This is a genomic window from Actinomadura physcomitrii (assembly GCF_008923205.2).
GTDB lineage: Bacteria > Actinomycetota > Actinomycetes > Streptosporangiales > Streptosporangiaceae > Spirillospora > Spirillospora physcomitrii.
Window position 1 is genome coordinate 1 of record NZ_WBMS02000074.1, and the last position, 25,626, is coordinate 25,626.

A 25,626-nucleotide genomic window follows, 5' to 3' on the forward strand; every position below is an offset into this window, starting at 1 on the left:
CTGAACACAGGGATCAGCGGCTCGGCAAGCTCCCACAACTCATCCGGCACCAGCCGCAACGCAAGATCCGACGACACGATCCCGCATTATCCCGCAGGACACCCGCAACCCACGTGAGACACGCTCTAAGTGTCGGCGTAAGCGGATTGGCTCTAACTAGGCCGAAAAGACAGTTGAAATAGTCGCAGATGCCCTGGACTCGATGTGGGACGATCGCGGAAATTGCGATAGAGGCGATCGAACAGATCCGTCAGCGAGAGGTGTCCGAGGGGCTGGTGGGGCCGACGCTGGACACGTTGGACACGGCCCTGGTGCACTTGGCCTACGGGCACGACGGGCTTTGGGTGACTCGTCACTTGCTCGGAGCCGGGCTGGATGACCTGCTTCGGGTACAGCGAGGCGAGGTGTGAGCAGAGCCCTCCCACCGCTAGGTTGAAGGGCGTTCACCACGAAATGTCGCGGCCGGACGGCGGTGGACCGTCACAGCCGGACACTCGATGAGCCGGTCATCTGCGGCGCCGGCCCGGACACTGGTGACGGCCTCCGGGCCGACCCCGCGCCCCGCAGGTAGAGCTGGCGCCGGCTGCGGGGAGTCAGCTCGAGCATACGGCGGTCCCATCACTAGCCGAATCGTTGCCGTTACAGAAGCAGCGGCAGACCGCCTCAGTGAATCAAGTCCGCGTCATACACCCGTGGAGCGTTCGTTGACTAGCCGCAGTGCTGCCAACCGGACATCCACTGCGTGCTCCCCTTGGCATCGCCGCCCCACTTGATGCACGCTCCCGGGGCATACGCATAAACTGGGCCAGCGTAGGTGTGGTACAGGCCCTGATCAGAATCAATATCGATGCCGCCGCCGGCGGTCTCTTTCTCGATGACTGCGTACGTGTCCGTGGCACTGCTGAGGTATGCAGTCTTCCAGGTGACTACGCAATTGGTGCTGCCGTTGTACATCAGGTAGATGACGGCAGTCGACAGGTTGTGGTGGTCGATTTGGTAATAACCGCTGCCACATGCGGCGGCTGGTGACGTCGCGGCATTTGCGGGGCTGCTCGCGACCACAGAGCCGGCAAGTATTGCCGTGGCGCTGAGAGCAAGCGCGGCTTTTTGCTTGAACGTGCGCACTAGTCTAGCTCCTCTCATCTTCCGATTTATCGCTGGTAACCGATAGGACATGATCCGTCGGCCTGGTCGGGTCGGCAGGTGAGCCGCAGGCAGCCGGGGGGGACAGTCGATCACGCAGGTACCTGTTTCGAGGCGTGCTGATCTCCCTTACGCCTCAACCACGGGCCTCCTGCATGAGCTGCCACATCATGGCCGATGGAGAGAACTGTCCGGCCGAAGACGCTCGCGGCAACCGTTCATGTTGAGAACGGGTCCACCCCGCTACCAGATCGGCCAGTCTCACCTGCTCCAACGACCTAGGGCGTGTTTCGAAGTAAGTGAGCGTCGGCGTGTTGTGAGCCGGACGCAGCGAGGTCTCCGGTAGATGGTTCATCGACCAAGAAGAACCCTGAACCGGAGACCTCGTGGCCAGCGTAGCGCTGACGAGGCGGTTCGACCTGACCGACGCGCAATGGGCGATCCTGGGGCCGCTGCTGCCCCTTGCCCGGCGGTCGTGTCGGCCGTCGAAATGGACCAAACGGCAGCTCATCGACGGGATCCGCTGGCGGGTGCGGACCGGCTCGCCATGGCGGGACGTGCCCGCCTGCTACGGCTCCTGGCAGGCGGTCTACGGGCTGTTTCGCCGCTGGCAGCGCAACGGCACCTGGGCGCGGGTCCTGGCCGGGCTGCAGGCTCGCGCTGACGCGGCCGGGCTGATCGGCTGGGACGTCGGCGTCGACTCCACGATCATGCGGGCGCACCAGCACGCCGCCGGGGCCCGCCGGCGCGGCGACCTGCAGCGCGAGCCGCCGGGCGGTGCGGGCACCGAGCCGGGTGATCACTCGCTGGGACGCTCCCGTGGCGGGCTGTCGACCAAGGTGCACCTGGCCTGCGAGCAGGGGCACAAGCCGTTGTCGCTGGTGGTGACGGCCGGGCAGCGCGGGGACGCTCCGCAGTTCGAGGCGGTGATGGCCGGCGTCCGCGTTGCCCGGCAAGGGCGTGGCCGTCCTCGAACCCGACCCGATCCGGGCGCGTACGTGGGCGGCCCGCGCCAGGTCGCGGCACCCGAATCTTCTCCAGCACCGCGGGATGACGCTGCGCCTGCGCAGCCAGGTTCGCAGGTCGACCGACTCGTAGGCCCTGACCGCACGAGCCTTGTCCGGGCCGATGGCGACGTGGCCCCCGGGACCGGATTGCCGGGATGGCCATGAACAAGAGTTTGAACGCCTCGATGTCGTTGGTGTTGGCCGCAGAGACGCCGACCACCAGCAGAAGCCCGGCCGCGTCAGACAACACGTGGAGCTTGCTGCCCTTCCTACCACGATCGACCGGAGTTGGGGCCGGTCAGCGTGCTCCCTGAATCTGCATGGCAGACGGAACCTTGACCTCGTCAACCGGTGTAGAGGTCTGGCGGGCAACTGTCGCCCATGGGTCGAATGACACGGACCTTGACCGGATCGAAGGAAACCGACCGTTCTGTCACGCCCTCTTGCCCCACTTGGCGAACAACCACCGTATTCGCGTCCGCGAACCGCACCCAGTCCAGTCGATCGTGCCCACTGTCAGACAAGCAGCCAAGATAAGTCCGCTTGCTGAGGAAGCCCTCCGTCGTTTGCAGGTACAGGCCATCCGGTCTATCGCGCAAGTGGGCTGCTCGGCGATCGGCGTAGTACAGGATGACCTCGAACCGGCCGTCAGGAGACGTGGCCGCGACCCTCTGCTCGTTCGAGTAATCCACAAGCAGGGAGCTAAGGCCACCCCAGGCAATGCACGCGAGGCCCACTAGTGCTGTAAAACCTGCACAGGATGCCAGCAGCCAGCGCCGGATACCACGCGTCCCGATCGCCAGTCGCACGCAAGCGAAGCTGAGAAGGCCGAACCCGGCAGCCGCCAACACACACCAAAGCCATAGCCAATCACCGAGGCCGATGAAACGGTGAGGGTTGTTCACCGCTATCCCTGCGGTGATGCCCAGAATCCCACCGAGCATGAACAGAAAATAGGGCCACTTCATTCCGATATTATCCCACATTCCGACAAGATATCGCTGGCAACAGCTTTCGCGCCCGTACCGGCCCGGGAGGCGCTACTCGAGGCCTCTTCAGGGGAGAACCCCCTCTTGCGTATTGTTACCGTGCAGCGGTCGTCGGCGCGTGCAACTCTGAACTACTTGGCTGGCCGATCTGCCAATGGCGCACGGCCACCTGGTCAACGGCGACCTGGCTTCCGAGCAGCAACCCGGCGCAGCCCCGGCCCGAACAGCGGCGCGACTGCCGTGGCCATCCCTCAGAGGGACGACCGCAGGCCAGCGGCCTCCCGTCCCAGGTTGACGCCGGCCAGGACGTCGGCGGGTTGGCGCGTTACGGGGCCGACCGCCGATGTCCCGAACGTGGCCGTAGGCGAGAGCGATCGTCAAGAGGTGTCCGCTCACTGTCAAGGCCCGCCCGGTCGTATCCTGTTAACTTTCCAGGACGAACGGGAAATGTGAGTTTCAGGGACTCGGTTCGCCGCCACTCTTGCCTTCTTTTCTTGGCGCTTGCGAATCATTAGCGTGATCGTGCTTGATCCGCATTCACCTCTGCTTCTCTCATCATCTAACCCTCCCCGCAGCCCATGACTCGACGCAATCGGCGCCTGCGCGGCGCCGCGCTCGCCGCGGTCACTGCCGCGGCCGCCGGCACGGCGGGCCTGTCCGCCGTGCCCGCGCACGCCGCTCCCCCGGCGCCCGCGCAGCCCGGCGACTTCAACGGCGACGGCCACCGCGACCTGGCGCTCGGCAGCCCGCTCGGCACCGCGAACGGCGCCGGCAGAGCAGGGTTCGCGACCATCGCCTACGGCACCGCGTCCGGCCCCGACCCCTCCCGCAGGCAGGTCATCTCTCAGGAGAGCGCCGGAATCCCCGCCGGCTCGGAGGCGGACGACGGATTCGGCGCCTCCCTCGCCTCGGCCGATTTCGACCTCGACGGCTACGCCGACCTCGCCGTGGTCGCCTCCGGCGAGAATTCCGACGGGCCATTGGCGGGCGGCAGTATCACCGTCGTTTACGGAAGTGCGAGCGGCCTGTCCTCCAGGGCCGTGGCGTTCGGGGCCGATGACGGCGGCGAGAACCGCGGCCCGGTCACCGTCAGCGCCGCCGACGTCACCGGCAGGCCCGACCTGGTCGCCGGAGGCCGCGGTTCGTTCACCCTCTACCGCGGCCTGGCCTCGGGCGACCTGACCGGCACGACCACCACCGTCGGCCACGGGGAGGGCGAGACCGTCCGCGTGTCCACCACCGCCGCCGACTTCACCGGCGACGGCCACGCCGACCTGGCGTACGCCTACGTCTGGGACGGCATCGACGGGCAGGACCCGTCCCTGCGGCTCAACGTCTACAAGGGCTCCTCGACCGGGCTCGCCGGCACCCCGGCGTACACCTCGTCCGACGCGCCGGTGCAGTCCCTCGCCGCCGGCGACGTCGACGGCGACGGCCGGCCGACCTGGTCGCGGGCGTGGACACCGACCGCGGCGGCCAGGTCCGGGTGTACCCGGGCACCGCGTCCGGCATCGGCGCCGCCACCGTCCTCGACCAGGACACCGGCGGCGTCCCGGGCACCGAGGAGCGCGGGGACGCGTTCGGCGGCTCCGTGGCGACCGGCGACGTCAACGGCGACGGCCGCGCGGACATCGCCGGCGGCGCCCCCGGCGAGGCCATCGGCACGGTCACCGGTGCGGGCGCCGCCACCGTCCTGTACGGCGGCCCCGGCGGCGCGACCGGCTCCGGCGCCCAGCAGATCAGCGAGGACGTCGGGGACGTCACGGGCCACGCCGAGGAGAACGACCTGTTCGGCTCCCAGGTGTCGCTCGCGGACCTCAACGGCGACGGCAAGGCCGACCTCAGCGTCGGCGCCCGCGGAGAGAACGACGGCGGAGGCGCGCTGTACATGCTGACCGGCGGCGCGTCCGGCGTGTCCACCACCGGGAGGCAAGACGTTCTACTCCAGCACGCTCGGCGTCCAGGGACGCGGCGCCGGGCTCGGCGGGGTGATCCTGCCCTGACCCGGCGGCGGGCCGCGCGGCGCCTCCGCCCCAGCCGCGCGGCCCACGTTCCGGCTCCGCCGCCGGCTCGATGGCGGCGGCCCTCGTCCCGGGACGATGCAGGGCCGTGCGGCTACGAGGCCCGGTCCGGTGCCGACTCGAGAGAACGGCGGCGATGGTCGCTCGGGGCGATGCCGTAGGCCGCGCGGAACGCGCGGGTGAAGGTGGCGTGGTCGTTGAATCCCCAGCGCGCCGCGATCCGGCGGATGGGCACCGCGTCCAGCGCCGGATCGCCGAGATCGCGGCGCGCGCGTTCGAGGCGGAGCCGGCGGATCCACGAGGAGACGGCGATGCCCTGCGACCGGAACAGCCGGTGCAGGTAGCTGACCGATCGCCAAGCCGGGGAATGCTGTCCGGACGGTAGTGCCGGAGCCCGCGGCCAGCCGGACGAGAAACCTGCTGGCCCACCTGATCCAGAACAAGCCCGTAATTCAAGGGGAACACCACCGCGTGCAACCCGGGTCCAGCGCACGGACGAACGGCAGCGGCCGCCATGCCTCCGCCGACGAGCAGGGCAACTCGAGCTCACCAGATCAAGCGCCCATATCATCGCCCGAAACACTTGCGGTCCGTCGCTCACAAGCGGCATCGGGACGCGCTGGCCACCTGGACGTCAGCGAATGCGGCAGGCCGCTGGTCGGGCGCGAACTCGTCGGTGCTGCAAACCGTCTGGATCACCGTTTTCCCAGGCGGAGGCGCGACGCCGTTCGGGGCCCTGGCAGCGGCCGACGGTCAGCCGGTATGGGCGGAGTCGAGCGCCGCACGCAACGTCCTGCGCGCCCGGTGGAGACGTGAGCGGACCGCACCTACAGGAATGTCCAGTACGTCCCCTATCTCCTCGCAGGACATGCCGCCCAACGTGCGGAGCAGCAGAGGTTCGCGGTCGCGCTCGTTGAGCCCGGCAAGAGCGGTTGCCAGCCGAGGACCTTGCGCCTCAGCCGTGACCACGTCGGCCACGCGCTCGTCCAGGGCCTCGGATGCGAGGGGCTCGAAAACGGACCGGGCGAACGCCCGACGCATGCGCATCTCGGACCGCCGGTGGTCGCCGACAAGCCTCTCCGCGATTCCGAACAGCCAAGACCTGGCGTCCGCACGTGAAAAGTCGTGTTTATTCCTGCATTGAAACGCGATGAGGAAGGTCTCGGCGACGACATCGTCCGCGGCATCGGACCCGAGACGACGTGCCACGTAGCCCCGCAAGCGGCGGGCGTGCCGATCGAAGATCTCCGAAAATGCCTCTGGTTGATTTCGAGATCGGGCGATGAGTTCGACGTCATCAACCTCGGCCGAGATGTCGACCTCTAGGTACGGAGATAAAGACATTCTACTGGAACCCCTTCGGAGATCCACATGGGCAGGGAGGTTCAGGCACCCACCAGCGGCCCCCGAGGGTCTATCTCGCAAGCAATTACCGACCCTTACCCTGCGAATACTTCACCTGGAGCATTCCGGGATTACCCATGTGCGTTTTGGAGTTGTGGACGGGAGGCAAGTACCTGCAAGACGAAGAGAACGAACCTGGCCGATCAGAACCGGCGGACGACAACTGCGGAAAGTTCTCCGAACTCCCCTATCTCCCTTCGGTCACCGAGGGCCCGCCCCAGCTCTCTCGTTACTACAGTCCGTCCGCCCTGCCGATCGGCAACAGCCGGCTAGGCTGCCGTCCTTGGCTGCGCATCGAGCCGATGTAGGGACGAATAGGAAGTCATCCCATTTGGCGATCCGGTGGTGGCGGATGCACGCGACGGCGCCGGGACACAGATCGAATCGACTGCGCACCGTAACCATTTCGCCTCGCAGACAGACGCGGCCCAGCTAAGCCGATGCGGCGCACCTCGTCTTGTACTCGCGCCTGGGGCCACGTGGCGAACCGGCGGTGCGTCGGAGATCGCGTCCCACATCACATGTCTACTGGGCGCGGTGGAGGCGCAAGGCCACCGGCGGCTGCTCAGATTAGCCGTACGGGAAGGCATGCGACGCAGTGACGGACGGCGCGGACGCCGCCGCTGCGTTCAGGCGTTCAGCCATGCGGAGTCCTGCGCCCTGTAACAGAATCCGCAACCCGAGCCAGAGCCCCCTCCGAGCGCGCCTCGGCGACGACCCGGAACGGAGCAGCACCGGCAAGAAGGAGATCCAGGTGCTAACCCGTGAAGGATCATCCGTCTTACTTGCTCCGCCCCGAGCCATCGTCCGAGCTCTACCGTCCGTAGGCGACCTCTCACGGCAACCCGCAAAGATCTCCTGGACTCGGCAGCCGAGGCGCTGGCGGCCTGGAGCCGCGGGCTGGCGAGTCACCTCAGGGGTCTTCGCACCTGCGGGTTCGGACGGCGACGTGCACATCACCCCCGCTGGGCCGCCAGGCATTCCCCCTTCTTCGCCCGAGGAGCGCGCCGCCGGGCGCCCGACCACGTCGACGGCCAGCGCGCCCGCCATCGGGCCGCACATGGTCCAAGTCCGACCGTCCGGAGAACGTCGTGGCTCATGTATCAATCGCGACCGCGCCGCCGCGACCAGAGCGACGATGCAGACGGCCCAGTCCGCACCCCGGGTCCCGTCCTTTACCGTGCGGACGGCCCCGCCGCTTCCCCAAGAAGTATCAAACACGTGCCTCAGGCGGGAGCCTCTGACTCTGGGAAGTCCAGGCCGTTCCCGTGATGCTCGTCGGTGGTTGGGGAAGCTCAGGCGGGGGAGAGTGAGGTGATCTCACCAATTTTCAGGTGAGATAGCCGTGTTCGAAATGGACGAGGACGAGCGCGGCTCGGATGATGTCGCCGATTTTGCTGGGGCTGGCAGTGATGTGCTGCAGGGTTCGCCAACGCTGGGTGAGCAGGGCGAAGCCGCGTTCGCCCAGGCAGCGCAGGGCACGCAGCAGCATGTTGTAGGTGCGGGTGTCGACGTCGAGGACCCGGCCGCCGGCGGGTTGTTTGACCGGGGTGAACACGCCGATGCCGGCGCCTTCGTAGCCGGAGTCGGCGAGTGTGGGCAGACCGTCGGCGGCAGCCCTGTACAAGGCGGCGAGCACGTGCTCACGGGCGGCGGTCAGGTCGTGGACCGAGCCGGGCTCGACGTGGCTGACCCATAGCGGGAAGCCGTCCGGGGCGAACAGCGCCTGCACGTTCCCGCCGTGGGTGTGGGCCTTGCCGGAGTACCACAGATCGATCGCCTCGCCTTTGACGCTCCTTGTTGTTTCCCGGCATCGGTCGCTTTCGATGATCGTGCCGTCCGTGATCAGGTGCGCCAGCCCGTCGTCTTTGGCTCGTTGGAGTGCTGCGTGCAGGTCGGGCGCCTGGGCTGCCAGCACCTCGATCACCTCGTCGATGTAGCGGTAGGCGGTCGCCCGCGATACGCCGTGGTCACGTCCGAGAGCAGCCGGATCGGTGCGGTCACAGAACCACCGCAGCGCCAGGACGGCCTGCCAGAAGCAGGTCAGCGCCCTGCTGCCCTTCGGGGTGTCTCGCCGACGGCGTTCAGTGTGCAGCAGCCGGCCGAGGTGGCGGACGAGTTCCCGGGAGACATCAAGCGTGGCACGATAGGAGATCACGTGGAGCTTTCCGTAGAAGGTGCTTCTTGTGGTGAGACCTCTTCTACGGGAGCTCCACGCCTGTTTCCGGGCCCCGCTGATCCGTCCGCGTGTCTACCCCGCTAATGCCGTCTGTGCCCGTGAAAGCATCACTGTCCGAATCGATTTCGCTGAGATCACGTCAGTGCGCGGTTCTGTCCGCGACTGCAGACCAGGTGTCTGGGGTTCGAATCTCCCAAAAAGGCCGCTAGTTCACCCCAGGTCGGAGGAGCCAATCTCCTCGAACACTGCGGCGTAGACGATCAGGACCAGGGAGGCGCCGCCCAATAGCCAGTGCGTGATCAGCCACCAGCGGCTCCCCCCACTTAGAGGTCATAGCAAAATGTGCATGTTGCGTAACATGTAGTGATCGGTATGGTGTGGGTGGGTGCGTAAGGGCGAGCAACCCCCGTGGATCGTGCCACGACAGTCTGGGGGAGCGGATCGAGCCGCTGCTGCCGAAGGTGGAGCGCCGTAAGCGCCATGCCGGGCGTAAGCGGTTGGACGACCGCAAGGTGTTGTGCGGGATCTTGTTCGTGCTGCATACCGGGATCCGGTGGGAGTTCCTGCCCCAGGAGCTGGGGTTCGGTTCGGGCATGACGTGCTGGCGGCGGCTGGCCGAATGGCACCAGGCGGGGGTGTGGGAGCGGCTGCACCGTCTGCTGCTGGAGGAACTGCACGCCGCGGGGCAACTGGACTGGTCCAGGGCGGTGACCGACAGCTCCCACGTCCGGGCATTGAAGCGCGGCCCAAAACCGGGCCGAGCCCGGTCGACCGCGGGAGACCGGGCTCCAAACACCACCTGCTGAGCGACGGCCATGGCATCCCGCTCGCCGTGTCGTTGACCGGTGGGAACCGCAACGATGTCACCCACTTGATGCCGCTGCTGGAGGCGGTGCCGCCGGTCCGGGGCCGGATCGGCCGGCCCCGGCGAAGGCCCGGGCGGCTGCCGGCCGACCGCGGCTACGACCACGACAAGTACCGGCGCCCGGTCTGGGCCAAGGGCATCAGACCGGTCATCGCCCGACGCGGCACCCCCGCACGGATCGGGACTGGGCCTCCACCGCTACGTCGTCGAACGCACCATCGGCCTGCTGCACTGGTTCCGCCGCCTGCGCATCCGCCGGGAGATCCCCGACGACAGCCACGACGACATCCACGAGGCCTTCATGACCCTCGCCGCAGCCATCATCTGCTGGCGACACCTCGTCCGCTGATTCTCTTACGACCTCTTAGCGGCCATGGCGGCGATCAGTGGCGCGAGCATGTCCCCAGGTCAGCAAGGTCAGAAGTTCAGCCAGGAGGCCGCATGGGGTGGTGCTGCTGCCGTCGCGGTAGTTGGGCATCTCGAAGCAGGCCCACATAAGGAGGGTCGTCAGCGCCGACAGGACCACATGGACGGCCAGGTAGAGGACCTTGAGGCTGGCGCTCACTCGCTGCTGCTCCCACGTCTCAACTCGAAGATCATCCGGTTCAGTATGGCCGAGGTTCGCGATGTCTCCGGCAAGGCCTCTGTCTCCTGGAAGTCCAGGTTGAAGAGTAGCGACATGCCACTTATCCACAGGCAGGAGCCGGACGTGCGGATAACAGCGTTGACAGCAATCGTGACAGCAACACCAGCAGACACCACCGCACATGATCAGCCATCACCGTGAGCTCAGCGCAGGGTAGCTCGCCAGATACCTTGGCCGTGATCGAACTGATAAGGATGTGGCGGATCTACCTCTCATGCCGTCTTGGCATGCAGCGGACCTCCTCGCAGGGCCGTGGCTCCGCAGGCACACCCGCGAGCTACTGCGGATCGACGCCGATCTACTCGCCCAGCGGCGGTGATCTTCGGAGACGTCAACCTCGACCAGGCCGCCGAAGACTACGCCGCCGCCGCGCTCATGCTCGCCCAGGAGGCAGGAGCCAACGAGTCGTTCGCGCGGTACGCCCAGGCCAAGACGGCACGCTGGCAGAATCGCTTCATCGAGGCAGCCGACCTCGCCCGCCAAGGGTTCGAGGCCAGCCCGCCGGCCCCGATGAGGACACAGCTTGCGTGGTACGAGGCGAACGACCACACCAGCGACAAACCTTCACGGGAGCGGTTGTGTTGGTTGGGAGGCAACATGCCCCAAGATCATCCGATCAACGTCGAGCTGGTCAACTTGATCGCTAACCGGATGGCGCGCGACCCCGGGCTCGTCAGGCAGTAACCGTGCACCCCGGCGAATAGACGATTGAAGTGCCACGCCGCATCCGCAGTTGCAGGGTGTACTTGTGCCCCTCTGGTAGATTCCCTGTCGCCCACTTGGTGTTAGCGGGCGCCTTGAGGCCTCGAGTGCTGATATGACGGCCAGTGCTCAGATGCGCTTCTGCGTACCAGCCATCACTAAGGCTGTCGCCTGCTGTCATTGCATCTCCTGGAGCACCATACTGCGGGTTACCGGCCCAGTAGGCTCGACCAGCCCGATGGCCATTCGCGTAGGACATGATGTACTTGTCCTTTCCGCCGGCACCGCCGTTGTTAACACATTTGAAACTAAAGCTCGCGGCATCCGCCGCGGTTGCGCCTACTACGGCGATTCCGGCGGCGAGAGACGTGGCGGCAACGAAGGCGCTCAAGCGCGTCTTCATCTTCATTTCTCTTGATCCTCTCCATGGGAGCCGTATCCGATGCTTCGGAGGGGCAGTACGAGTGTCACTAGTGAACCGTCCGGAGTTGGTGCTGTGGCGCAACCAGTGCGTGACGGTGCGTCGTGCCCGTTGCGTGCCCGATGGGGCGGTGATCAAGGGGGACTCACGGTCACTTGCGGGGTGATCGGCGAGGAGGCCCAGGTCAGCGGGTCGCCAGGTCGGGCGGAGGGTTCATGATCGGCTTTGCAAGCCGGGTGTCGTGCAGCGCCGCAGGGCACATCCAGGGCACATGACCGCACGAGGAAGCGCGAGACGCCGAGAACCGTCGAGGGGTCAACCACAGGTTGGAACGGGGATCGGGCGTTCTGCTGCAGGTGGGCTTGATCGCAGAGGGATACAAGTTCGAGTCGAGGGCTCAGACTGAGCCTTTTCCAGGGGCAGTTCCGTGTGCGCTGATCACAGCGTGATCGCGGGCGGCGTGGGCGGTGTCGGACGTCAAGAAGCCCCTGGTAGGACGGTTGGTCTCTCACAACGTCCCGTCCCCACCAGAGGCTTCACGTGCTTTTGTACCGTGCTTCATTGCCGTTGTCGCGCCGGACGCTGACCTACGCCACCGGGGTCGTCCGCCGCCACCGCCAGGCCCTCGGCAGCAAGGGCCGGTGCCTGCCCTCGGGCATGCAGGCTCTGATGACCCTGGTCTACCTGCGCAAGGGCGAGACCTACGCCGAGCTGGGCGCCGGATTCGGCGTGTCGAGCACCACTGCGTGGCGCTATGTCAACGAGGCCGTCGACCTGCTCGCCGCCCGATCGCCCAGACTCGGCTCCGCCCTGGCCAAAGCGGTCAAAGCCGGGCTGCCCTACCTGGTGCTCGACGGCACCCTGGTCTCGATCGACGGGGTCGCCGCCGACCGGCCCTATTACTCGGGAAAGCATCGCCACCACGGCATGAACCTCCAGGTCATCGCCGCACCGGACGGGACCCTGCTGTGGGTGTCGGGACCGCTGCACGGCTCGGTCCACGACCTGACCGCCGCCCGGATCTGGGGTGTCATCCGGGCGCTGGCCGCCGCCGGCCTGCTCGTGCTGGCCGACAAGGCCTACCAGGGCGCCGGCGCGCACATCCTCACGCCCTACAAGGGACGCGACAAGCCCGAACCACTAAAGGACGCCAACCGCGCACACGCCACGCTCCGCGGACCCGGCGAACGCGCGAACGCCCAGCTCACGTCATGGAGAATCCTACGGAAGCTGCGCTGCTGCCCCCACCGCGCCGGCCACCTCGCCAAAGCCATCCATACCCTGCAACTCCGCGAGACCGCATCACACTGAAAAAGGTTCACTGAGAGGTCTTCGACCTGAAGATGCATGCGAGGTCAGCGTGCAACCAGAAAATATTGCCCGAAAATTTCGTTGAAATGGTAGCCTTGAGATTCAAGGATGCGCATCGCCTTGGTTGTCAGCAGGCCACCCCGCCGCCCAGGAGACACTTCGGTGAGCATACCCTTCACCCTGGCTAGCCGAACCCAGTTCGCAACCGCACGCCAATTGCATCCGATAATGTCTTCCATTTTCCGCACGGGATTCGGATACCCCAGGTCGACGTACCATGAGTACAAGGCAGCCACCAGGGCGAAAAAGTCGTCCGACCGTCCCGCTCGCCCAGGCCGAGGCACTGACCGTACCGCACAGTTTATCTGGCTAGCCATCCCCTCGATCACTTCAGAAAGATTACACTCTCTTTCCATTTTCTGCATCAAGTTCAGCATCTCCTGGGCGTCCCTAGTCATCTTCGCCAGTGGGATCGAACGCAATGTGTCAACCGTGATTCCCCGCTCGACCGACTCGGGGTTCGCCTCCCGGCTGGCCCTGATAACGAGTTCAACGGGTCCGCCGGTGATCATCGTCGGCCAACGCGTCGTCACCTCCCAGGTACCGGTGACCATGCGATGCTCGACAGCGGTCACTCGCGCGGGCATCTCGTCCTCGGCCCGGTCACCCTCAGTCCCGCCAGAAACGCTCACAGAGGAAAAGACTTTGAGTTCTGACCGTTCAGCGGTTTCCATGCTCTCTCGCTGAACTTCCGGACTCCGATGCTGATCGCTCTGTCCGTATGCATGCTTCATGCAGAACCCCTCTCGTTCACAACTGCCGGCAGATCCCGAGCGACAACCCGGTTTCCCCCGAGATCAGTGTTGGGATTCGATCGCCCGGATCCATGGTTCCTTGCCTCATCCCTACTGTCGGGAGCGCTGCCCGATCGGCAACAGCCGAGGAGAATCACCGGACGTGTCGGTCGTAGACCGCTTGGCCAGCCGCGAGCAGACGTCGCCCAACGCCCCACGGATCCGGACTGGCTTGAGCCTCAGCCGCTGCGCGATCTCCAAGACCGGAGGGCGGGTCTGCAATCCTGTGACGCACAGTGGGCAAGCGAGCCCTTTTGAGCCGATCCAGGTCGGCCGCAGCCGGGCCAGAGATGTTCAAGTCCCCGCAGTTCTCCATGAAGCGGCGCTTCGCGGAATCTATGATCAGCTTTTGAGGGTGGCGGCGCCCTGCTCGCCGGGCGTGCTGACCTGGGCGTGGCTCCGGTTGAACAGCTTCTCGCATTTGCCGAGCGGGCGGCACTTTCGGCGCTTATAGGGCATCCCGATCCCGTCGCCCGCGCCGACGTGTCCCTTGTCGGTGTAACAGACGATCGACCGGCTGGTGAGCGCGTCGATGACGCCATGGATGCGGGCAGCGGTGGGGTCGTGCGTCGGGCCGGGCAGCACCGGCGAAGCCCAGGTCGGCCGGGCGGGTCGGTCAGGAACTGGATGCAACGACCTCCCACAATACCTTTATGTCATGGCCAGGAGCGCCACCGGGTACACCGCCAGAATACTCGTCAGCGAGCTTACCAATGGCTTCCCCACGGCCCAGTGGCAACTGGGTCGAGAGCGAGACCAGATCCTCTTCACCGGCATCGACATCGCCAACAGCAGCGCCTACACCGTTGCGATCCGCACTTACACGCGCACGGTCGGCTCCGCCACCTATCTCTATGTCGCAGACACCAACGCGCAGAACGATTCAACAGCCTTCAGAAAGCTTCTGGTGAAACCCAGACGACTTTTCGCAGAGTGACGTGGGTAGATGTATCTCATCCCATATGGTCGCGCCATGACACCCACGTCTCCCCCGATAAATACCAAGCACTCGAGTGTTCATGACCGTATTCGATGTCGATTCCGCGTCATCTCTCCGAGGTCTATCCAAGGGCGGCGAGATTTTTTCTTCGGCCGCGTTCCTGCTCGCCCCGGAAGACGATGAGGACATCCCCGGCGCAAGGGCCCTCTACTGGCCGACGGGCTTGCGGCGAGCGGGTTCACCGTGTCCACGCGTTCTTCGCCGGACACGGCGACGTCTTCGGCCCGGGAGTCATCGCCGGCACGAAACCGATGAGCATGGCGGACCTGCTGGAAACGCTCTGTCCCGTATAGCCGAAACCGGTGCCGAACCCCCACCGGAACCTTGGGGCGTTCTCTGCAACGATGTCTGCTCGGCGCCCCGGTGAGGCCGCGGACGTTGCGCGCCGTCCGCCGTTCAGGAACTCATACCGGGATGGGTGGCTCCCGGGCCCTTCCCCCCGGCGATGAGCGCTCGGCTCAGGGCCGTGTCCTCGCGCCGGCGCCGCAGGCTCGTGCTGACTGCCGTGGCCGCCATAGTGCTCGCCGGGGCGTTCAGTGCGGCCAAACTGATCGCCGGGACCGAAACGACCCGTCAACACTTGCAAGCGGAGCGTTCGCCCGGGCACGCTTCCAGACTTGCGGAGACGCCCAGGTCGACAGCCGCGCCATCGCCTCCCGTGTCACCGCCGGTGCCGCCGTCGCCACATCGGGACCGTGGTCCCGCGGGATGGATCGCCGCTCGAGGAGAGTGCGTCCGACGGTGGCGGGAAGATGAACGACGCGGGCGTGCTGGCACGGGCGGCGGACCGTTTCCGCCGCCGGGCGCAGCCGGGCGGCCCCGGCCCGTACTTGCCCACCGTCCGTGGCCGGCCGTCGGTTCCGACGACCAGGGCGTACCCGCTCCCCGGCGCGTTGACGAACAGGTTGTTCTCGCGGACTCGGAGTTCCAGATCATCACGTCCTTCGAGCAGGTACAGCACACCGGTCTCGCGTCCTGCCGGGTCAAGGACCCGCACCTGCCCGGATTCCCGCGCCAGCACGTGGACCTTGCCCGTGAACGGCACGACGGGATCACGCAACAGAAACGACCCTACGCGCGCGCGTGCGTGCGGGGTCCAGCGACCAGTGTTGAGAACAGTGACCGCGGCCAGCGCGCGAAGGTGCGTTTGGGTACGAGCGCTCCGGCGAGCGGGACCGGCGCGGCGACCCGGCAGATGTGCTTGCCGGTGACGAGCACCAGATCACGGTCGCTGCGGTCGACGACGAGGGCGCCTTGGTCGAGCACGCACAGCACAAGGGCGCTGTCGGGGGCCGTGACCTCGACGGCATGGGCCACGGAAGCGCCATTGACCGTGACCTCCAACGCCGCCACGGCGCCCTGCCGGGCCAGCGCGCGACCCACAGCTGCCCGGAGCCATCGAACTCGCCGCTTGCCAACGGGCCGGGTAACTGAAGAAGAGAACCCACCGAACGCAACGTGGTCGGATCCAACACCCGAACCATGCCGGAAGCACACTCGATCACGACCGCGGCGGTCGCTCCCATCGCCAGGTGCGGATCGCAGCCCGCGTGCCGATGTCCGCACGCCCGCAGATCCAGGGCCGGTCAGATCGAGCTCTGATCATTCTCGGTTACCTGCACCTGGTGGCCGCGGGCATCGGGCACCTCGCAGCGCTGCTCGACCCGGCCGCTGTCGGGGTTGACCCGTCCCGCCTCGCCCGTCACCCGGCTTCACAGCCAGGCGCTACCGTCGGAGGCGGCGATCGCATGATCGATCTGGCCGATGCCGAGCAGCGTCGCCAGCAGCGTGACGACGGCCAGAACGGCCGCCGTCCTCCCGGCCAGCCGCGTACGGGCCCGCGCCCTTCCCTCGCCGGTTCACGGACACCCTCCCGTCGGGCGGACCCCGTCGTGCGGGCCCATCCGACCGGGCCTCACGCAAGCCCGCGGCCAAACCGTGTGTCACCCTGCATTTTCAGTAAGACCTCCTGAGCGACAGTCCAGCCACCGGCTCCCCCGGCAGCCCGCCGCTTCGGATCTAACGGTGCCCGCTTCGCCCCGATCACAGGCCCGGGAGCGCGACCAGGGCATGGTCTGTGGAGGTTGGGCCTCCGACGCCGAGTCCACCGCAGGTGACGAAGAGAACACCTCGGTAAAGCGCCGGCACCGGTTCGGTGCCTACCCACGCGACCGCCGGATCGTACTGGCGGACGACGGTCTGCTGTCCGCTGGTGGGATCGATACGGACCAGCTGTGGTCGCTCGTTGACCCGGCCGACGGCATAGGCGAGCAACCCACCGGCGGTTGAGGGAACCGGGTGCAGGCGCGTCATGTCGCTGCTTCCGCGAATCCCCCACAGGCGCTTTCCCGAAGTGATGGACCACGCCACGATCGTGTTCTGCTCAGTGGAGGCGTCGTCCTCGGGCTCCATCGCCACCGCCACCGTGTCTCCGCTGATCAGGATGTTGCTGGACGGGTTCCCGTCCACTCGGTGATGTCCTGAGTGCTCGGGGCCCTCGGCGAGGGCCGTGCGCACGGTGCCCTGGTCGCTGAGAACCATCAGATGGGCCTTGTCGGAACGGTCCTCATCGTCGACGACGATCGGATCGGTGCTCAGAACACCTTTGAGCAGCCCGGGTCGGCGGAGCCGGAAGGTCCATTGCGTCCGGCCCGTCCCCGGATTCACCTGTTCCACCACATGCCTGTGGAAACCGCTGGTGACGCATGATACGAGCCGCACGAGCCGGCGGCCACCAGTGTAGGAGTTGGTGTAGCAGTCCCCTCCTCCGTAGAGAGCCGCGGTCTCCGTCCACAGTTGCGTGCCGTCACTCACACGGAACGCGGTCGTCCGGTGGTGCTCCATCGCCGCCACCACGGTGTCGCCGCTGCGTGCCAGTTGGGGCTCCCCATTGTTGATCGTCGAGTCGTCGATGGGCAGGAAGCGCGTCCACCTGATCCTGCCGGTGTGGAGGTCGACCCCTGCGACGGTGCCGCAGTCCTCCTCGCTTCCGTACGCGACGATCCCGAGTCCGCTGTCGGCGATCGTCGATGCCTGGCACAGCGTGGCCGGCAAGCGCCTCTCCCACAGCCGACGCCCGGTGGCCACGTCCATGGCAACGAGACGGTCGGCCAGCGCGCGGACCACGGTCGCGCCGGTGAAGAGCGTCCCGCGCAACGAGTCGGACGTGATCGACCATTGCCCGTCCGCATACGGCAGCGACCAGGGCGTCAACTTCAGCGGCTTGTCCTTCACTGCACCGGTGGCCTCGCCACCTCCCTCGGCGGACGCCCGATCACCATGCCCATTGATCGAGACAAGCAGCAATACGGCAACGAACGCACTGACCACGGTACCCACAGTGACCGAGGCCAGCACAATACGATCCGCGTGGGACGATCGTAAGAAGCGGCTCGTCATACCTTTCCTCGAGGATGGGTTACGGAGGCGGTCACCGGCTCAGAGAAAACCATGACGCAGATGGGACGGAGCACAGTAGCGCAGGGCGTATACGAGGATACGAGGGCCAATTACTTCTTGTCCCCTGCGCGGAGTGCGTCACCGGGGTAACCAATCCCAGGACATGCCGTTCCGCTCGGCCCTGCCAGCGTAGCGGCCGTCGCAGTAGGCCGCGATCGAATAGTTCTTGTACGGCGGGTCGGGATTCGAAAAATGTTCGAATGTGAAACCACTGGCATTCGCGGCGGGCGCCGCGGCAATGATGGCCCTATCCGCCGGAAGTGAAGCAGCGGCGAAATCGCACCGACACGAGACTTGCTCTGCATTCTTTCTTTCCTTGTCGTGGTCCAGAGCGCACTCACCATGCGAGTCCTGAGCGCACATGCCTGACCGTCCGGTCATGGTTCGGAGGTGCAGCCCCTGGCGATGGGTTCAGTCGCCTTCGACCCTGCCATGCGTCTCCTGACCCGTGACCGAACGGAACTGGGCGAGTTTCTGGAACTCCGTCGCCGGCCCGGCCGGGCCCGACCATGAGATGAGCGACCGCGGTGTACTGGGATCGGAGCGGACGTAGACGTTCCCGTCGGCCAAGACACCCATGGCGCCGACGGGCTTTCTGCGGACCACGCCTCGGATGCAGAGCAGGCAAGGGGTGCCCGGCCGGGGGCGGGAAAGTCTGTTGCCGCGAATGGTGATCTTTTCGATCCGCCATGTCATCGCGGGATCCGGAACGGCGTTCCGTGGATCCCGACCGGGAACGCGCGGGTCGCCCGGGGTTCGCGAGTCCTGCACGAGCTCGATGGTGCGCCCGTTCCCGGACATCGTGTTCTTCTCGATCCGCACGTCCGAGGTGTTGTTCACGTTAAGGCCGTCATTGACGTTGCCGGTGAAGACATTGCGGGCGACGACCGCCTTCGCGCTCAGTTCCAGGGAGACGCCGTGGTCGGCGTTGCGCAGGATCTGATCACCCGTGATCGTGATGTCGTAGACCGACTCGTCCAGCCAGACGCCCTTGCCGAGGTTGTCGGCGACCACACTGTCGATCAGCGCGACCCGCCGGGATCGGGTGATCTTCATGCCGCCCGAGACCGGCGCGTACTGGAAGTGCTCCAGGTTGTTGTGCTCGGTGCGCACCGATTCCATCCGCAGATCGTCGGCGTAGTTGCCGTGCACTCCGAGCATTCCGTTGCCGGAAGTGGTGACGTGCCGGATGCGGGCGCTCGTGCCGGTCACACTGAGGCCGGTCGTCGCGGAGCCGGTCACCGTAACATTCTCCAGCGTGGCGCCTTGGCCGGTGATCCTCACACTGCCCAGTTCGGGGAGCGAAGTGGCGTAGCGGCGGACGCCGATGCCGCGGAGCGCCGAATTGTCCGCTCGCAGGGTGAGAGCCTTGCCGAGCGTGCTCGCGCGGACGTCGTGTCCCCGTGGGTCAGTGCCCATGTAGAGACGCTGGGCGGTTTCGTCCACGTAGAACGTGCCCTTCCTGACCTCCGCAAGTGACCCGACCTGGGTCTGCGCTGCGCCGTCGACCCAGAGCTGGTCCGGATGCGCGGCCATCGGATGGACGGGTGACACGAATTGGAAGGCCGGGTCATCGCTCGGCTTGGCGCCCTTGGTGTAGGTCGGACTCGCGTCGAGCCGGGTGGTCCAGCCTCCTCGGACCCAGGCGCCGTTCTCCTGCCGCCATCCGGTGACGGGCGTACTGCCATCAAGCCACACGATCTCGTGCGGCGCCGACTGGATGGTGACCTGCTTCCCTTCAGGTACCTTGACGCTCTCGTGGTAAACGCCGCCGCGCAAGACGATCGTCCCTCCGACGGGCGCCTTCACCACGGCCGCGCCGAGTGTGCGCAGCGGCGCCTGCCTGGTGCCGGCGGCCTGGTCGTCGCCGCCCGGGGCAACGAACACGGCCCCGGGCGGAACGGGGTACGCAGTAGAACCGACGGGGGCGGCTCCAGCCGTCCTGGATGCCTGCAGCTGATCGTCCTGCGGCCGATCGTCGTGCGACCGGCAGCCAGCGGGTCCGAACGCGACGGCCGGCACGCAGGCGAGCATGACGATGCCCCTTGCGTGGTGTCGTCTGCGTGGCATAACGGGAGCTCACCTCGAGAAGTTCGGAAACCATGGATGGGCTACTACCGTCCGGAGTCGCTCCGCAGCCGCCACCGCGGCATGGACGGCGCCGAAGATATGCTGTGGCCCGCGCCGCCGTAATCGATCTTCAGCGTGCTCGCCAAGCCTCGGCCACGGAAGCCATCCGATCCAGCACGTCGTCGAGATGGTCACCCACGACCATCTAGTCGATCGTGACGTGCTCCAGAAAGCCGATGTCTGCGATGTCACGGCGGAGCGTGACGAGCTGTTCCCAGAAGCCATCTATGTTGAGCAAACCGATCGGCTTGCCGTTCAGCGCCAGCGTCTGCCAGGTCCACACATCGAAAAGCTCCTCGAGCATGCACAGCCCGTCGGGCAGCGTGAGAAAGGCCTGCGCTGGTTCGGCCATCAGCGCCTTGCGTTCGTGCATGGTTGTACACGACAGTCGTCTCCATGTCTGGCTCACGGCCGAACCGCCCGCACTCCGGCTGCACCATGAAGCGCGGGATGACGCCGTAGACCCGGCAGCAACCGTCGACACGCCCTGCGACACCGGCCTCATCAAGCCGGAGCCTCCACCGACGCACACGAACTCGATGCCGCGGTCGGCGAGCCCCCGCCCGACCGCGTACGCTGTCTCCGCCAGCATGAGCCGGCCCGGGGTGCGCTCGACGGCCGGGCGGCGCGGCAGTGCGGTGAGGCCGTGGCCGCCGGGTGGGCGTTGGGTGATCTGCATGTCGATGCCAGCGGTAGCGGTGTTCGAGGATGTGTTGCGGTAACCGCCGTCCACCCAGAGCTTTGGTTGGCGGGATGGGTGGCGGGGATCTGGTCGATCAGCGTGGTGCGGGCGACCAAGTACCGGGGGTGTTCCGTTTGGGGGTCCTCTACCGCAACACCCGCCAGCCGGCGTGGCGCTGCGGGTCGGGGTGTTCAGCAAGAGTGTTCCGCGAACCGTCTCGGTGACGGGGCCCTATCCGGAACATTTGAGCGCGTGAAGGCCGCGAACGCTCCCGGTTCTGGCACGTCCCCCGGCAAGGCCCCCGGTGCCGTCCGGGTCGGGTACGCCCGCTGCTCCACCGAAGAGCAGGACATCGTCGTCCAGACCGAGCAGATCCTCGCGCTCGGCGTCCGGCCGATCGGGTCTACACCGACCAAGGCTTCTCCGGGGCCACCCGCCACAACCGCGGCAGCCTGGACCAGGCCCTCGCGGCGGCGTGCCTCTGTCCTTCCTGAGGGGAGTAGGCCGGACTGGTCGACGCGGGAGAGGCCCTCACCTCTCGAGAATTCCCGGCACATTGATTGCGGTGACGACTGATGCCCGGACAGTTCTACTCAACGTCCACACACGAAAGAGCTAGCAGACGGAGGACAATCGGACATTTCACTCAATGAAATCTGATTACCTCTAAATTTCTCAAATGGAGTCTATTTTGCAGTTCCGTATCGCTCGTATCCTCGGAGGGGCCATGGCGCTAACTACTGCCGCCATCATGGCAACCGCTGGCAACGCCTCCGCCACCACGTTGCCCCCGGCTTCCGGCGGTGGCTGGGAACACGTGTACTCCGCAACGGGCGTCAAGGTCTACGTCAAGGAACATGGTGACCAGATCAAGGTGTGCGACACGTCAGCGAACGGGCATGCGGCTATCGTCAAGGTCAACGACATCACCGAAAACAGCCATCATGGCCACGCGTACACGGCCAAAGACAAGACCAGCGGCGGTCTCTGCGTGATCCATACCGCGAGTCAGGGCGGGGCGTACAACCTCTACGAGGGCGACGAGTACGGCCTCTTCTACGTCGGCAACGGTGGGAGAGGCCACGTCTCGACGTTCGTCAACGACCACTGAGACTCCCCCGGCCATGAGGCCAGGCGCGGGATCACGGAGTCAACCAGGGGCGACAGGAAGCCCACCAAAGGGCGGGGAGAAAAGCGCCCAACCTCCAGCAACACGACTCCCGACAGAGGCGCGCGCCGTTCCGACGCGCGCCTCTCCCATCGAAAGAAAGCCCAGGACGACCCTACTCTCAACGCTACATCCACCCGCTCCATGTAGCTCCATGTAGCAGTGAGCCACGAGACGGTCACGGCACGACGCTGATCGCAGAGTCATACGGGCCCACACCCGCCGTTCAGCCCGCCAAGACTGATTTGTACCCGTCACCGGCAACGTTTGTCGACGAGTTCAATGAACGCCTCTTCTTGCGGCGCTGCCGTGTTGACGAGATCGGCACCCAGGCCCTGGTAGCCGGCGTCGGCCGGAATCTGTACCGGCGGACCGGCAGCGAGTAGCTCGACCAGGCCCGACTTGCGTGCCTGGGTGATGTCGGCGCAGCTTCCGGGCTCGGCCTGGCCGCACAACAGCAGGTGACCGCCGGCGTCAGTGATCACCATGGCTTTGATCGCGTTCTGCTTGTTCTTGCCCGAGACGAACGCGTTGCGGTCCGGCTGCTTGGCCGCCGGTCGGCGGCCCCTGATTTCGGTGGCGTCGATGATCGCGGTCTGCCCGCCGGCGCCCGGGTGTTCGATGACCTCGGCCAGTGTGCGCAGCCGGATTCCCGGCTCGACAGTACAGCCACGGTCAGCCGGCAGCGGCCGGACGTCGGCGATGGCGCGGGTGATGGTGGATCGGCTCATGCCGAACCAGCACCCCGGCACATCGTGGGTCACCCCGTGACGCAGATGGATCAGCGTGGCCAGCAGCCGGTCCACGAACACCAGTTTGTACTTCGCCCCGGCGCCCACCGCCCGCCGCCGCGGACGAGCGGCCAGCACCGCCTGGTGCCGCTCCTGCCACACGGGCCCGACCTCCGCGACCAACTCGGCCGGCACTGCCGGCGACAGACCGGTGATCCGACGATTCCCCACGACCACCGCACGCGCCACCGACCGGACCATCCAGACTTGCCAACGATCAAGGACTCCGCCGCCACCACAACCCTTTACGAGGTCGTTAGACTCCGCGGAAGCGAGGGCTCCCGGAGTCGGTCCGGGTCATCGGTTCCCGTTGGCCTATCGAGGAATGCTTCGAATCCGCAACCAAGAAGCGGGACTGGCGCAGCATCAGTTCCGGCTCTACCACGCCCGGTACCGTCACATCACCCGGCGATGCTCGGTTTGACCTTCCTCGCCGTTCTGCGCCGTAGCGCCGAAAAGGGGACCTGTCCCCCTGTGGACAACCGGCAGCACACCCTGGCGCCAATGGGTGGCCCTCGGCCCCGTGATCGTGGTTGAGGGCCGACGCCGGCGGCTTACGGCCGCGTCGATGTGCTCTTGCAAGGTTCCCCTGTGGCGCAGTTCACGTAAGCGCGCGCGTTACGGTGCTCGGGCCGCCGGTGTCTGTTGTTCGTCAGCCGACAACGAAAGAGAGCTGAGGCATGACGAACGCGGAACAGACCTCGGTGCTGATCACCGGCGGCAACAAGGGACTGGGGCTCGAGGCGGCCCGGCGGCTCGGGGCGAAGGGGTGGACGGTCTTCCTCGGCTCGCGTGACGCGGGCCGAGGACGGGCCGCCGCCGACAAGCTGGCCGCTGATGGCGCCAACGTGGTGCTGGACCCGCTCGACGTCGCCTCTGACGAGTCGGTGGCCGCCGCCATCCGGCTCGTCCGCGAGTACACGGACCGGCTGGACGTGCTGATCAACAACGCAGGAGTGTCAGGAGGGGGCGTTGCCCCTGCCGATGCGACGGCCGATGAGGTCCACTCCGTCTACAACATCAACGTGTACGGGACGATCAGGGTCACCCACGCCTTCCTTTCCCTACTGCGGGCGGCGGACCATTCGCGGTGTGATGGTGTCCAGCGCTGGCGGTTCCTTCGCGGTCGTGACCGATCCGGAGCAGCCCATCTCGAAGCTCCACGAGATCGCCTACAGCTCGTCGAAGGCGGCGCTGAACATGATCACCGTCCGGTACGCGCAGGCCCTTCCGGAGATCAAGTTCAATGTGGCCACTCCGGGAGAGGTCGCGAACCACACCTTCGCCGCCACCGACACGAACAACCACACCGGCGCGCTGACGATCACCCAGGGCACCGACTCGATCATCAAGCTCGCGACGCTCGGCGCCGACGGGCCGACCGAGATCTTCGTCGATCGCCTCGGCCCCGTGGCGTGGGGACCGCAGCGCGCCCGATGACTTGCGGTGGATGGGCCGCGAGGCGGTCCGACGTTTCCTGAGCGGGCGGAACCGGCATGGGCAACCCCCGGCTGGAGAATGGGGCCACCTGCGGCCCGACGCCGACATCGGCCGGGTGCCGATCGCCGTCGGCATGCCCGTGCCGGACCAAAGCGAAACCCATCGGACCGTTGCACCTCAACGCTCGGCCGGAGCGGTCGGATCCGTCACGAGCCGGTCGTCCTTCTTGCCCGACCGGGGCCTGCGTCTCCGCGGAGGGACATGTCCGGTCCTGGAGCGGTGACCGTGAGGTGTCGACTGCCTTGCCTGAGCGCCGCGTCTCTGGCCGGAGGCGTCGGCGCGGCGTTATGCCGTTGTCATCGCCCACGAATGCCGCGACCCCAGCGACATGTCCGACGCCTGCGGGGAACTGATCGAACCCGCATCGGCCGCCTGGCGCGACCGGCACCGCGCGAGCGCGCTGGACATCGGCCGCCCCCCAGACTTCACCTGCGCGCCTCATGGACGCCACCGTCTACCGGCAGTTACGCACCCACCCACACCACACCCGACCGTCACCAAAAGTCGTGCTTCACACACACTCTGTTGCAATCTCTAACAGCTAGGGCGACGATGCAAACATTCGGTCGATCATCACATGCAGGAATGCCTGGAAACTGTGGGTGTCGGTGCGGCGGGGGGCGCTGCTGGGCGTGTGCCGGTGTGGTAGTTCACCGTGTTGGTGGACGGCACCGGTGTTGAGGAAACCGTAGACACACCACATCACGCTCCACACCAGGTAGTCGGGATCGACGTCGGGTGGTACCCGGTCACGAATCTTGTCAGCGATCTGCGTCGACCGGGGTTGCACATAGAACACGTCCACGCCGGTCACGTCGGCTGCGTCTCCCATCCACCCGTGCTGCCACAACGCCAGTGCCTGTGGGTGGCTGGCGAAGAAGTCCAGGAACGCGTCCGCAAGGAGCTTGATGCCCTGCCGGTCGGGTGTGAAGTGGGCGACCGCGTCTTGCATGGCCTCGTCTTCGGCCGTGTGGGCACGCTGCATTACCTGCCGGTAGAGCTCGGCCTTGGTCTCCGCGACCTGACGAACAGAGTGGATGTCGTCCCCCGCCGCCTCTGCGATCATCTGCAGCGATGCCCCGTCGTACCCGAGTTCGGCGAAGATCCGGGTTGCAGTCTCGATCAGCCGCTCCTGTTCCATACTTCAGCCCCCCTAGGTCTCTTGTCCCCTAACCCCAGCGTATGTGAAGCGTGGCTTCTTGGGTCGTGCCGGTGGAAGAGGTTGACTAGTACGGCAGCCGCATTTCGCGGCCTGAGCTGGGCGTATAGGCAGGCCTGAGGGAAGCGGGGAATCCGGGCCGGTTGATGTGGTCTTGTGACCGGAACGCCGGACGTGAAGACGGCTGCTCTGTGA

The 25,626-nt window shown here is 66.3% G+C and carries 23 protein-coding genes and 3 pseudogenes; 10 read left to right on the forward strand and 16 right to left on the reverse strand.

Annotated elements, in window-relative coordinates:
* Positions 1–708: 708 nt before the first annotated feature.
* Positions 709–1,125 (reverse strand): hypothetical protein, encoded by a 417-nt coding sequence (locus F8568_RS45170; RefSeq protein WP_202126125.1) that lies wholly within the window; start codon positions 1,123–1,125, stop codon positions 709–711.
* Positions 1,126–1,529: 404 nt separating this feature from the next.
* Between F8568_RS45170 and F8568_RS45175 the strand changes: the two genes are divergently transcribed.
* On the forward strand, positions 1,530–2,315 hold the full coding sequence (locus tag F8568_RS45175; RefSeq protein WP_202126126.1) for an IS5 family transposase: 786 nt from the start codon (positions 1,530–1,532) through the stop codon (positions 2,313–2,315).
* A 179-nt stretch (positions 2,316–2,494) separates the two neighbouring features.
* Here the strand turns inward: F8568_RS45175 and F8568_RS45180 are convergent, their stop codons facing one another.
* Positions 2,495–3,118 (reverse strand): hypothetical protein, encoded by a 624-nt coding sequence (locus F8568_RS45180; protein WP_151600350.1) that lies wholly within the window; start codon positions 3,116–3,118, stop codon positions 2,495–2,497.
* A gap of 599 nt (positions 3,119–3,717) precedes the next feature.
* Here F8568_RS45180 and F8568_RS51425 point away from each other — a divergent pair.
* Together F8568_RS51425 and F8568_RS45190 are read left to right on the forward strand one after the other, a co-directional pair.
* Positions 3,718–4,407: pseudogene (locus tag F8568_RS51425) on the forward strand (FG-GAP repeat protein); the annotation flags it as partial.
* 188 nt (positions 4,408–4,595) lie between these two features.
* Positions 4,596–5,321, forward strand: a complete 726-nt coding sequence (locus F8568_RS45190; RefSeq protein ID WP_207750437.1) for an FG-GAP repeat protein — start codon at positions 4,596–4,598, stop codon at positions 5,319–5,321.
* Here F8568_RS45190 and F8568_RS51430 read toward each other — a convergent pair.
* From F8568_RS51430 to F8568_RS45205, 3 genes are all read right to left on the reverse strand, one after another.
* A complete protein-coding gene (locus tag F8568_RS51430) occupies positions 5,255–5,770 on the reverse strand; it encodes a helix-turn-helix domain-containing protein (protein WP_151600356.1) in 516 nt (171 codons plus the stop codon). The genes F8568_RS45190 and F8568_RS51430 overlap by 67 nt on opposite strands.
* Before the next feature lie 143 nt (positions 5,771–5,913).
* On the reverse strand, positions 5,914–6,504 hold the full coding sequence (locus F8568_RS45200; protein ID WP_151600358.1) for an RNA polymerase sigma factor: 591 nt from the start codon (positions 6,502–6,504) through the stop codon (positions 5,914–5,916).
* Between the two features lie 1,390 nt (positions 6,505–7,894).
* Positions 7,895–8,722, reverse strand: coding sequence for a transposase family protein (locus tag F8568_RS45205; RefSeq protein WP_151600360.1), 828 nt, complete (start codon positions 8,720–8,722; stop codon positions 7,895–7,897).
* 398 nt (positions 8,723–9,120) lie between these two features.
* Here F8568_RS45205 and F8568_RS45210 point away from each other — a divergent pair.
* Positions 9,121–9,957 (forward strand): annotated as a pseudogene (locus F8568_RS45210) (IS5 family transposase).
* 15 nt (positions 9,958–9,972) lie between these two features.
* Here F8568_RS45210 and F8568_RS45215 read toward each other — a convergent pair.
* Positions 9,973–10,173 carry a hypothetical protein gene (locus tag F8568_RS45215; RefSeq protein ID WP_151600361.1) on the reverse strand — a complete coding sequence of 67 codons (201 nt, stop codon included), beginning with the start codon at positions 10,171–10,173 and terminating at the stop codon, positions 9,973–9,975.
* A gap of 396 nt (positions 10,174–10,569) precedes the next feature.
* Between F8568_RS45215 and F8568_RS45220 the strand changes: the two genes are divergently transcribed.
* Positions 10,570–10,938, forward strand: coding sequence for a hypothetical protein (locus F8568_RS45220; RefSeq protein ID WP_151600362.1), 369 nt, complete (start codon positions 10,570–10,572; stop codon positions 10,936–10,938).
* Here the strand turns inward: F8568_RS45220 and F8568_RS45225 are convergent.
* Complete coding sequence (locus F8568_RS45225; RefSeq protein ID WP_151600363.1) at positions 10,928–11,365, reverse strand: hypothetical protein; 438 nt, start codon at positions 11,363–11,365, stop codon at positions 10,928–10,930. The genes F8568_RS45220 and F8568_RS45225 overlap by 11 nt on opposite strands.
* 552 nt (positions 11,366–11,917) lie before the next feature.
* Here F8568_RS45225 and F8568_RS45230 point away from each other — a divergent pair.
* Complete coding sequence (locus tag F8568_RS45230) at positions 11,918–12,688, forward strand: transposase family protein (RefSeq protein ID WP_151600364.1); 771 nt, start codon at positions 11,918–11,920, stop codon at positions 12,686–12,688.
* Between the two features lie 44 nt (positions 12,689–12,732).
* Here F8568_RS45230 and F8568_RS45235 read toward each other — a convergent pair whose 3' ends face one another.
* Positions 12,733–13,482: a hypothetical protein gene (locus F8568_RS45235; RefSeq protein WP_151600365.1), complete on the reverse strand. Its 750-nt coding sequence runs from the start codon at positions 13,480–13,482 to the stop codon at positions 12,733–12,735.
* Between the two features lie 402 nt (positions 13,483–13,884).
* Positions 13,885–14,175 carry a transposase family protein gene (locus tag F8568_RS45240; RefSeq protein WP_151600366.1) on the reverse strand — a complete coding sequence of 97 codons (291 nt, stop codon included), beginning with the start codon at positions 14,173–14,175 and terminating at the stop codon, positions 13,885–13,887.
* 25 nt (positions 14,176–14,200) lie between these two features.
* Here F8568_RS45240 and F8568_RS45245 point away from each other — a divergent pair, with 25 nt between their 5' ends.
* Positions 14,201–14,479 carry a hypothetical protein gene (locus F8568_RS45245; RefSeq protein WP_151600367.1) on the forward strand — a complete coding sequence of 93 codons (279 nt, stop codon included), beginning with the start codon at positions 14,201–14,203 and terminating at the stop codon, positions 14,477–14,479.
* A gap of 724 nt (positions 14,480–15,203) precedes the next feature.
* On the opposite strand, the gene F8568_RS45250 is transcribed toward F8568_RS45245, so the two are convergent.
* From F8568_RS45250 to F8568_RS50855, 5 genes are all read right to left on the reverse strand, one after another.
* Complete coding sequence (locus F8568_RS45250; protein WP_151600368.1) at positions 15,204–15,602, reverse strand: hypothetical protein; 399 nt, start codon at positions 15,600–15,602, stop codon at positions 15,204–15,206.
* 11 nt (positions 15,603–15,613) lie between these two features.
* Positions 15,614–15,886, reverse strand: coding sequence for a hypothetical protein (locus F8568_RS45255; RefSeq protein WP_160574014.1), 273 nt, complete (start codon positions 15,884–15,886; stop codon positions 15,614–15,616).
* Positions 15,887–16,585: 699 nt separating this feature from the next.
* Positions 16,586–17,941, reverse strand: a complete 1,356-nt coding sequence (locus F8568_RS45260; protein ID WP_151600370.1) for an outer membrane protein assembly factor BamB family protein — start codon at positions 17,939–17,941, stop codon at positions 16,586–16,588.
* Between the two features lie 471 nt (positions 17,942–18,412).
* Positions 18,413–20,035: a right-handed parallel beta-helix repeat-containing protein gene (locus F8568_RS45265; protein WP_160574015.1), complete on the reverse strand. Its 1,623-nt coding sequence runs from the start codon at positions 20,033–20,035 to the stop codon at positions 18,413–18,415.
* 241 nt (positions 20,036–20,276) lie between these two features.
* On the reverse strand, positions 20,277–20,864 hold the full coding sequence (locus F8568_RS50855) for an LOG family protein (protein WP_151600372.1): 588 nt from the start codon (positions 20,862–20,864) through the stop codon (positions 20,277–20,279).
* A gap of 628 nt (positions 20,865–21,492) precedes the next feature.
* Between F8568_RS50855 and F8568_RS45275 the strand changes: the two genes are divergently transcribed.
* A complete protein-coding gene (locus F8568_RS45275; RefSeq protein WP_151600373.1) occupies positions 21,493–21,924 on the forward strand; it encodes a hypothetical protein in 432 nt (143 codons plus the stop codon).
* A gap of 311 nt (positions 21,925–22,235) precedes the next feature.
* Here F8568_RS45275 and F8568_RS45280 read toward each other — a convergent pair whose 3' ends face one another.
* Entirely contained in the window at positions 22,236–22,961 is a 726-nt protein-coding gene (locus tag F8568_RS45280; RefSeq protein ID WP_202126128.1) for a transposase family protein, read from the reverse strand.
* 491 nt (positions 22,962–23,452) lie between these two features.
* Here F8568_RS45280 and F8568_RS50860 point away from each other — a divergent pair.
* Positions 23,453–23,785 (forward strand): annotated as a pseudogene (locus tag F8568_RS50860) (SDR family NAD(P)-dependent oxidoreductase); the annotation flags it as partial.
* Positions 23,786–23,900: 115 nt separating this feature from the next.
* On the forward strand, positions 23,901–24,212 hold the full coding sequence (locus F8568_RS50865) for a Rossmann-fold NAD(P)-binding domain-containing protein (protein ID WP_328601319.1): 312 nt from the start codon (positions 23,901–23,903) through the stop codon (positions 24,210–24,212).
* A 601-nt stretch (positions 24,213–24,813) separates the two neighbouring features.
* Here the strand turns inward: F8568_RS50865 and F8568_RS45290 are convergent.
* Complete coding sequence (locus F8568_RS45290) at positions 24,814–25,413, reverse strand: TetR/AcrR family transcriptional regulator (protein ID WP_151600374.1); 600 nt, start codon at positions 25,411–25,413, stop codon at positions 24,814–24,816.
* Positions 25,414–25,626 lie beyond the last annotated feature (213 nt).